7 protein-coding genes are annotated in these 7294 nt (G+C 69.8%); 4 read left to right on the plus strand and 3 right to left on the minus strand.

What is annotated here, in order from left to right:
• Nucleotides 1-129 precede the first annotated feature (129 nt).
• From ON39_RS32560 to ON39_RS32570, 3 genes are all read right to left on the minus strand, one after another.
• Nucleotides 130-900, minus strand: a complete 771-nt coding sequence (locus ON39_RS32560; RefSeq protein WP_040739939.1) for an ABC transporter permease — start codon at nucleotides 898-900, stop codon at nucleotides 130-132.
• Nucleotides 897-1880 (minus strand): daunorubicin resistance protein DrrA family ABC transporter ATP-binding protein, encoded by a 984-nt coding sequence (locus tag ON39_RS32565; protein WP_040739940.1) that lies wholly within the window; start codon nucleotides 1878-1880, stop codon nucleotides 897-899. The genes ON39_RS32560 and ON39_RS32565 overlap by 4 nt, the downstream gene beginning before the upstream one ends.
• Before the next feature lie 102 nt (nucleotides 1881-1982).
• Nucleotides 1983-2498: an EXLDI protein gene (locus ON39_RS32570; protein WP_040739941.1), complete on the minus strand. Its 516-nt coding sequence runs from the start codon at nucleotides 2496-2498 to the stop codon at nucleotides 1983-1985.
• Between the two features lie 216 nt (nucleotides 2499-2714).
• Here ON39_RS32570 and ON39_RS32575 point away from each other — a divergent pair, with 216 nt between their 5' ends.
• From ON39_RS32575 to ON39_RS32590, 4 genes are read left to right on the plus strand one after another with little or no spacing between them, the layout of a single operon-like run.
• Entirely contained in the window at nucleotides 2715-4394 is a 1680-nt protein-coding gene (locus ON39_RS32575) for a thiamine pyrophosphate-binding protein (RefSeq protein WP_051187414.1), read from the plus strand.
• 25 nt (nucleotides 4395-4419) lie between these two features.
• Complete coding sequence (locus ON39_RS32580) at nucleotides 4420-5109, plus strand: hypothetical protein (protein WP_040739943.1); 690 nt, start codon at nucleotides 4420-4422, stop codon at nucleotides 5107-5109.
• An 8-nt stretch (nucleotides 5110-5117) separates the two neighbouring features.
• Entirely contained in the window at nucleotides 5118-6161 is a 1044-nt protein-coding gene (locus ON39_RS32585; protein WP_051187415.1) for a 3-oxoacyl-ACP synthase III family protein, read from the plus strand.
• A complete protein-coding gene (locus ON39_RS32590; RefSeq protein ID WP_040739945.1) occupies nucleotides 6158-7192 on the plus strand; it encodes an aminotransferase class I/II-fold pyridoxal phosphate-dependent enzyme in 1035 nt (344 codons plus the stop codon). Before ON39_RS32585 ends, ON39_RS32590 begins: the two co-directional genes overlap by 4 nt.
• Nucleotides 7193-7294: the final 102 nt, after the last annotated feature.

Raw genomic sequence — 7294 nt, forward strand, 5'->3', positions numbered from 1 at the left:
CTCGGCCGCGACCGGCGAGACACTGCTCTCCGGAACGATCTGATCGCCGCGGCATCGGATAAGGACGCCACCGATCCCCCCGCCGGTCTTCGGCGGGGGGAGTCGGTCCCCCTCCATCATGGGTCGTGCTCAGGCCGTCCGGCGACGGAAAATCGAGTTCGCCCAGAAGAACCCGCCGAGAGTGAGGGCCGCGCACCAGGCGAGTGCGAGGAGGCCGTTGTTGCCGATCTCGGTGCCCATCAGCAGGCCGCGCACCGTCTCGGTGATCGGGGTGAACGGCTGGTACTCGGCGAACTGGCGCAGTCCGGCGGGCATGGTGTCGGTGCTGACCAGGCCGCTGCCGAGGAACGGCAGCATGATGATCGGGAAGACGATGTTGCTCGCGCCCTCCGGGTTCGACGACAGCAGGCCGAGGGCGACCGCGAGCCAGTTCAGCCCGAAGACGGTGAAGGCCAGCAGGCCGAGCGTCGCGATCCACTCGACCACATTGGCGTCGGGCCGCCACCCGATGAGCAGCGAGACCGCGGCCATCAGCACGATGCCGCCCAGCGCCTGCAGCAGCGCACCGAGCACGTGCCCGGTCAGCATCGAGGACTGGGTGATGCCCATGGTGCGGAAGCGGTTCACGATGCCCTTGGAGGTGTCGGTGGCGATGGACACCGCCACCGACGCCGTGATGTAGGCGGGCACCATCAGCAGCATGCCGGGGGCTAGGTAGTCGATATAGTTTCCGCCGGAAGACTTTTCGAGCGCGCCGCCGAAGACGAACTTGAAGATCAGCAGCAGCACGGTCGGCATCACGACGATGCCGAAGGTCATGCTCGGGTAGCGCTTCGCGTGGGTCAGGTTGCGCCGCAGCATCGTCGCCGAGTCGGCGAGGGCGTAGGACATGGTGCTCATGAGACGGTTTCCTTGTCGGGGGTCGGCTGGCCGGTAAGGGTGAGGAAGACGTCGTCGAGATTGGGCGTGTGCACGGCGAGCCCCTCGACCTCGATGCGCTCGTAGTCGAGCCGATCCAGCAGCGCCCGTAGCGATTTCACGCTGCCGTCGCTCGGCACCGCGAGGGTCAGCTCCTCGTCGCCGGCCTCGGCGTCGTCGGTCATCCGCGCGTCGACGCCCAGCGCGGCGGACGCGGCGAACAGGGCGGAGCGGTCGGCGAACTGCAGCCGGATGTGTCCGCCGGGCACCAGCCGCTTAAGCTCCGCCGCGGTGCCCTCGGCGACGATCCGGCCCTGGTCGAGCACCGCGATGCGGTCGGCCAGCTGATCGGCCTCGTCCAGGTACTGGGTGGTCAGGAACACGGTGACGTTGTAGTCGTTCACCAGGCCGCGGATGAGATCCCAGATGGCGCGCCGGCTGCGCGGGTCCAGGCCGGTGGTCGGCTCGTCGAGGAAGATGATGCGTGGGTCGCCGACCAGGGTCATGGCCAGATCGAGTCGGCGCGTCATGCCGCCGGAGTAGGTGGACGCCGGCTTGTCGGCGGCCTCGACGAGGTCGAAGCGCTCCAGCAGATCGGCTGCCAGCCTTCGGCTTTCGCGCCGCGGCAGGTGTTGCAGATCGCCCACCAGGATCAGGTTCTCCCGGCCGGTGAGCAGCTCGTCGACCGCGGAGAACTGGCCGGTGACGCCGATCGCCTTGCGCACCGCGTCGCGCTCGGCCTCGACATCGTGGCCGCCGACCCGGCTCTCGCCGCCGTCGGCGTGGATGAGCGTGGTGAGGATCTGCACGGTGGTGGTCTTGCCCGCGCCGTTCGGGCCGAGCAGCGAGTACACGGTGCCCTCGGGAACGGAGATGTCGATGCCGTCGAGCACCACGTGCTCGCCGAAGGATTTACGCAGGCCCACCGCCGAGATGGCGGGTGCGCGATGGCCGTTGACCATGACGGTCCTTTCGATGAATTACATGAGCGAATGCGCATGCGCGCATGCCTGATCGACACCGCTCCCGGTGTCCCGGGGCGGCTGTAGGTTGGTTGAATCGGGCTAGATGTCGAGATCCTCGATCTGCGGACGTTTCGCGATGTCGACCACCCTTCCGTACATCTTGTCCGGCAGCTTGCCCTTCAGCTCCTCGACCGAGTCGACGATCTCCAGGACGAAATCGCCCCAATCCTGCTCGCCGACGCCGAGCAGGCGCCGCCAGTTCGTCAGATCCTTGACCCAGTTGGCGGATTGGGGGTACTCGTCCCAGCTGGCGTAGTGGGCGTGCAGGACGTATTTGCCCTTGCGGCTGCGGAACACCCGGACGTGTTCCATCCGATGATCATTGACCTCGTTCGTCTCGAAGAGCAGCGCGCCGGAGAACCGCACCTGCCGCACCCCGTTGTGGCCGACCCGGACGACGACCTCGTCGTACCCTTCTTGCCGACCCTCCTCCAACTCGATGAACCGGCGCAGCGCCGTGGTCACCGCCCCGGAGAGATTGCCGCCCACCAGCTCCTGCGCCCGCTGGAACAGCGGGAGATCGTCATCGGCAACATAGATCGTCTTGTTGGGCATGACACGACTATACGTAGATGTATACGTACACGCAACCCTCGGCCTGTCGCCCGCCCACACGCGGCATTTCGCCGCCGATCGACAGGGGCCGCTTCGCGCGTTCGCCGGTCCGGCGTTGAACCGTCCGCTCGCCCGGCCCGTATCACTCCTGTACGCAGAACGTGAATCTCGCGTGTGCCCCGAGCGCACCGGCGGTCACCGCGGGAAGGAGTGCCGATGCAGACCAGGGTCGTCGACTATGTGGTACAGGCGGTCTCGGCCCTCGGCGTCCGGCATATCTTCGGCGTCGACGGCGCCAATATCGAGGATCTGTACGACGCCGTTTTCGACGCGTCCGCCGACGTCACCGGCGTGATCGCCAAGCACGAGTTCGCCGCGGCCACCATGGCCGACGGCTACGCCCGATCGACTGCGGGGCTCGGCGTCGTGGCTGCGACCTCCGGCGGAGGCGCGATGAATCTCGTTGCGGGACTTGCCGAATCGTACGCCTCGCGGGTGCCGGTGCTCGCGCTGATCGGCCAGCCGCCGACCGCGTTGGAGGGCAACGGCGCCTTCCAGGACACCAGTGGACATTCGGGCACCATCGACGCTGCCCGCCTGTTCGAGGAGATCAGCCGGTACTGCGCCCGCGTCGAGAGCGCCGCCGACCTGCCCGATCAGCTGGCCAGGGCGGTCGGCGCGGCCCGGCGCGGCGGGCCCGCGGTACTGCTGCTGCCCAAGGACGTGCAGCAAGCTCCCGTGGTCACGACACGCTCTATTCGACTGCCCGACAAGGTCTATCGGCGCGACGAAGCGGGGCTGACCCGGCTGCGCGCCGCGCTGCGGACGGCCCGGCGCACCGGCAAGGTGGTGATCATCGCGGGGGATCAGGTCGCCCGGGACGACGCACGCGACGAGCTGGCGCGGTTGGCCACCGTGCTGGACGCCGCGGTCGGCGTCGCCCCCGACGCCAAGGACACCTACGACAACACCGACCCCGCCTTCTGCGGCGTCGCGGGGACCATGGGACACCCCGAACTCGTCGCGGCCGTGCGCTCGGCGGCGCTGTGCCTGCTCGTCGGCGCGCCCATGCCGGTCACCGCGCGCACCGGGCTCGACGAACCACTCGCCGGTTGCCTCGTAGCGAGTGTCGGTGTGGCACCGCCGTTCCTGCCCGCCACCCATGCCACCAGCACCGACCTCGCGCGCACGCTGGGCGATCTGGCCGATGAATTCGCCTGCGCCGCAGTCTCCTCGGAGCGGCGTGGGTCTGGAAGCCTTACGCCCCTGCGCGTTCCGGCCGCCGCCGGTCCCGGCCTGCGCTATCGGCACGTGGTCGACAGCGTCGACGCGGCACTGCCCGAGGGGACCGACGTCTTCGCCGACGCGGGCAATACCGGTGCGGCCGTGGTGCATCACCTGCGCGTGCCGCGCGGCGGCCGGTTCGTCGTCGCGCTCGGCATGGGCGGGATGGGGTACGCGTTCGGGGCGGGCATCGGTTCGGCGTTCGCGCGCCGGCACGGGCCCGGCGGGGTGCGGCGCACGGTCGTCATCGCCGGCGACGGCGCTTTCTACATGCATGGCATGGAGATTCACACCGCGATCGAGCACGCGCTGCCGGTCACCTTCATCGTGCTCAACAACAACGCCCACGCCATGTGCGTCACCAGGGAGCAGCTGTATTACCGAAACCGGTACAGCTTCAACAGGTTCCGCCCCGCCCACCTCGGCGACGGCGTCGGCGCGATGTTCCCCGGCCTGCCCGCCCGCTCGGTGCGCGCGCCCGCCGAACTGGGCCCCGCCCTGCGGGACTGCCTGCACACCGACGGTCCGTCGTTCCTCTCCATCGACGTCGACCCGGACGAGATTCCGCCGTTTCTTCCGTTCCTGACCACCATCGAGCAATCCAGGAGATGAAATGACCGCAACGCCTCGCGTTTCCATGGAGGGCGGTGGCCGGGTGACGGACGAGCCCGCGCGCCCCCTGCCCGCCCTCAGCGACATCCCGGCCGACGGACTGCCCTCGGGCGTCCTGCGCATCGAGAACTCCGACAAGGACGCGACGACGCCGATCATCATGGACATGCTGCGGTCGGTGTACCCGCACGACCAGATCTTCGGCGAATACTGCCCGGTGCAGGCGTATATCGCCGCGCCGCCGCGCGAGGTGTACGAGTACCTCGCCGACACCCGCTCGCTGGAGGAGTGGACCTACAGCCTGCGCGGCTTCGTGCCGGCCGACGAGCCCGGCCTCTGGCTGGCCTACGACCGGCTCGGCGACGAGACCAAGATCTTCACGCGCACCGTCGCCCACCCCGACGGCATGACCGTCGACTACCACTGCGCCTGGGACCAGTCGCGGCACCTGTGGATGATCTACCTGCTGCGGGTCGTCGACGCGCAGACGGTCTTCGACAAGCCCGGCTCCGTGGTGCTCTGGGTCAACTGCAAGCACCCCTTCTACGACGAGAACCCCTATCCCGAGACCGCGCCCGCCGAACGCCCGGTCTGGGTCGGCGACTTCTGGGACATGTTCTCCGCGGGCCACCAGCTGGAGATGGACAACCTCAAGGCGATCTGCGAGTACCGGGCGGCGCACGGCCTGCCCATCAAGCCCGACTGGATGAAATGAGCACCCGCATGATCCCCACCGATCCCGACGCTCCCGCCCTCCCCCAGGTCAGCCTGGTCGATGTGGCCAGCTACCTGCCGGGCGACCCGGTCGGCACCGAGTACTTCACCCAGTTCTCCCGCTCGGACCGGATGGCCAAGAACGTGATGTTCCGCTCGCCGCGGACCCGCCACCATGTGCACCGGGACGAGACCGCGGTGGACATGGTCGAGCGGGCCGTCGCGCCGCTGATCGAACGCCATGGGGCGCGGTTCGTCTCGGAGATCGACGTGTTGATCACGCACACCCAGCTGCCCACCAATCCCGTGCTCGGCTGCGGCCCCGAGGTGGCCAAGCGGCTCGGCGCGCGCCCCGCCTTCGTCTACGACGTGCACAACGGCGGCTGCGCGGCCTTCGTGCACATGATGTCGATGGCGCGCATGGTCTTGCAGACCACCGGCGCCCGGACCGCGCTGATCGCGGCGACGCAGAACTGCGCGGGCCCGGTGTTCCGCCAGCCCGACATCCGCAAGCTGGCCCAGGCGCCGGTGCCCGGCGACGGCTGCGGGGTCGGGCTGCTGGTCAAGGACGACAGCGCGCCGATCCTCGACATCGAGTGCCGCACCTACCCCGAGTTCGCCGGGGACATGGAGTTCTCCACCAACGGCGACCGCAAGTACTGGGAGCCGGGCGAGGGGCAGGCCTGCGTCAGCTTCACCGAGTCGAAGGTCACCAAGGTGTTCGCGCGCGGCAACCGGCTCGTCCCCGAGGTGGCGCTGGCCGTGTGCGATCGGATCGGGGTGAAGGGCCGCGACATCGACACCTTCGTCACCAACCAGCCCAACCGGCTGTTCCTGCGCAACTGGCACGACGCGCTCGAGCTGCCCGCCGAGCGGCACCCCGATACCTTCGACATGTGCGGAAACCTGTTCGCCGCGGGCATTCCGGTGACCCTGGACGTGGAGAACCGGGCGGGCCGGCTGCGCAACGGCTCGGTGGTGCTGATGTCGGCGTTCGCGCACGCGGGCGACTTCGCCGGCGCCGCGGCCGTCCGGTGGGGGGCAGCGCGGTGAGCGTCCGCCTGCTCGACGAGACCACGCCGTCGCGGCGGCGCGGCAACCCCGTCGCGACGCCCCGCTTCGACCTGGCCCTGAGCGAAAACCCGTTCCCGCCACTGCCTTCGGTGCTCCGCGCGGTGAACAGCGCACTGGCCCAGGCGAATCGATACCCGGAGTTCCTGCCGCGCCGGCTGCCCGAGCTGATCGCGCGGCACCTGGGCGTGCACGCCGATCAGGTCGTGGTCGGCTCGGGCGCGACCGGCGTGGCGTTGCAGATCATCCAGTCGCTGACCGCGCCGGGGGCGGGCATGGTGTTCGCGACGCCGACCTTCGACGGCTACCCGATCCTGGCCGACATGGCGGGCGTCGAGGTGGTCGCGGTGCCGCTGGACGCCGCGGGCAACCAGGATCTGTGGGCGATGAGCAGAGCCGTCGACAAACGGACCGGGCTGGTGGTGGTGTGCCGTCCGCACAACCCGACGGGCACGGTGGTCGCCGCGAGCGAGCTGAGGGCGTTCCTGTCCGGCGTACCCGCGCGGGTGCCGGTGCTCCTGGACGAGGCCTACGTCGAGTTCCTCGGGGCCGCCGAGTACACCGACCCGCTCGCCCTGCTCGGCAAGTACCCCAATCTGCTTGTCCTGCGAACGTTCTCGAAGGCATACGGACTGGCGGGGCTGCGCATCGGGTACGCGTTCGGCAGGCGGGAGATGATCGCCCGCGTGCGCAGGCTGCAGGTGCCGTTCGGGGTGAGTTCGGCGGCGGTGGCCGCGGTATCGGCGTCCTACGCCGCCGAACCCGAGCTCGCCGCGCGGACCATGCGGATCACCACCCAGCGCGAGGCGCTGCGAGACGCGTTGCGGCGCTGCGGGATCGACGTGCCGCCCAGCCACGCGAACTTCCTCTACCTGCCGGGGCCGGGGGTGGCCACCGCGCTGCGCCGGGCGGGCATCGCGGCCAAGGCGTACCCCGATGGGAGCGCGCGGATCGCGGTCGGCGACCCCGAGGCCGGTCACGCGGTGCTGCGGGCACTGGCGACGCTGCGCTAAGCGGCGCCGGGCGGCGGGGGCGACGGCCTGAGCTTCTGGTCTGCGGGCCGGATGAGGGGCGGGCGTCCGCTGGGTCGGCCCGCTAGTCGGCGGCCTCCGCAC

It is taken from the genome of Nocardia tenerifensis NBRC 101015, assembly GCF_000308715.1.
In the GTDB taxonomy this organism is placed as follows: domain Bacteria; phylum Actinomycetota; class Actinomycetes; order Mycobacteriales; family Mycobacteriaceae; genus Nocardia; species Nocardia tenerifensis.

Excerpts from the sequence above, each read along its gene's own strand:
- ON39_RS32565 (WP_040739940.1), bottom strand. The coding sequence starts at position 1,880 with ATGGTCAACGGCCATCGCGCACCCGCCATCTCGGCGGTGGGCCTGCGT.
- ON39_RS32570 (WP_040739941.1), bottom strand. The coding sequence starts at position 2,498 with ATGCCCAACAAGACGATCTATGTTGCCGATGACGATCTCCCGCTGTTC.
- ON39_RS32575 (WP_051187414.1), top strand. The coding sequence starts at position 2,715 with ATGCAGACCAGGGTCGTCGACTATGTGGTACAGGCGGTCTCGGCCCTC.
- ON39_RS32585 (WP_051187415.1), top strand. The coding sequence starts at position 5,118 with ATGATCCCCACCGATCCCGACGCTCCCGCCCTCCCCCAGGTCAGCCTG.
- ON39_RS32560 (WP_040739939.1), bottom strand. The coding sequence starts at position 900 with ATGAGCACCATGTCCTACGCCCTCGCCGACTCGGCGACGATGCTGCGG.
- ON39_RS32580 (WP_040739943.1), top strand. The coding sequence starts at position 4,420 with ATGGAGGGCGGTGGCCGGGTGACGGACGAGCCCGCGCGCCCCCTGCCC.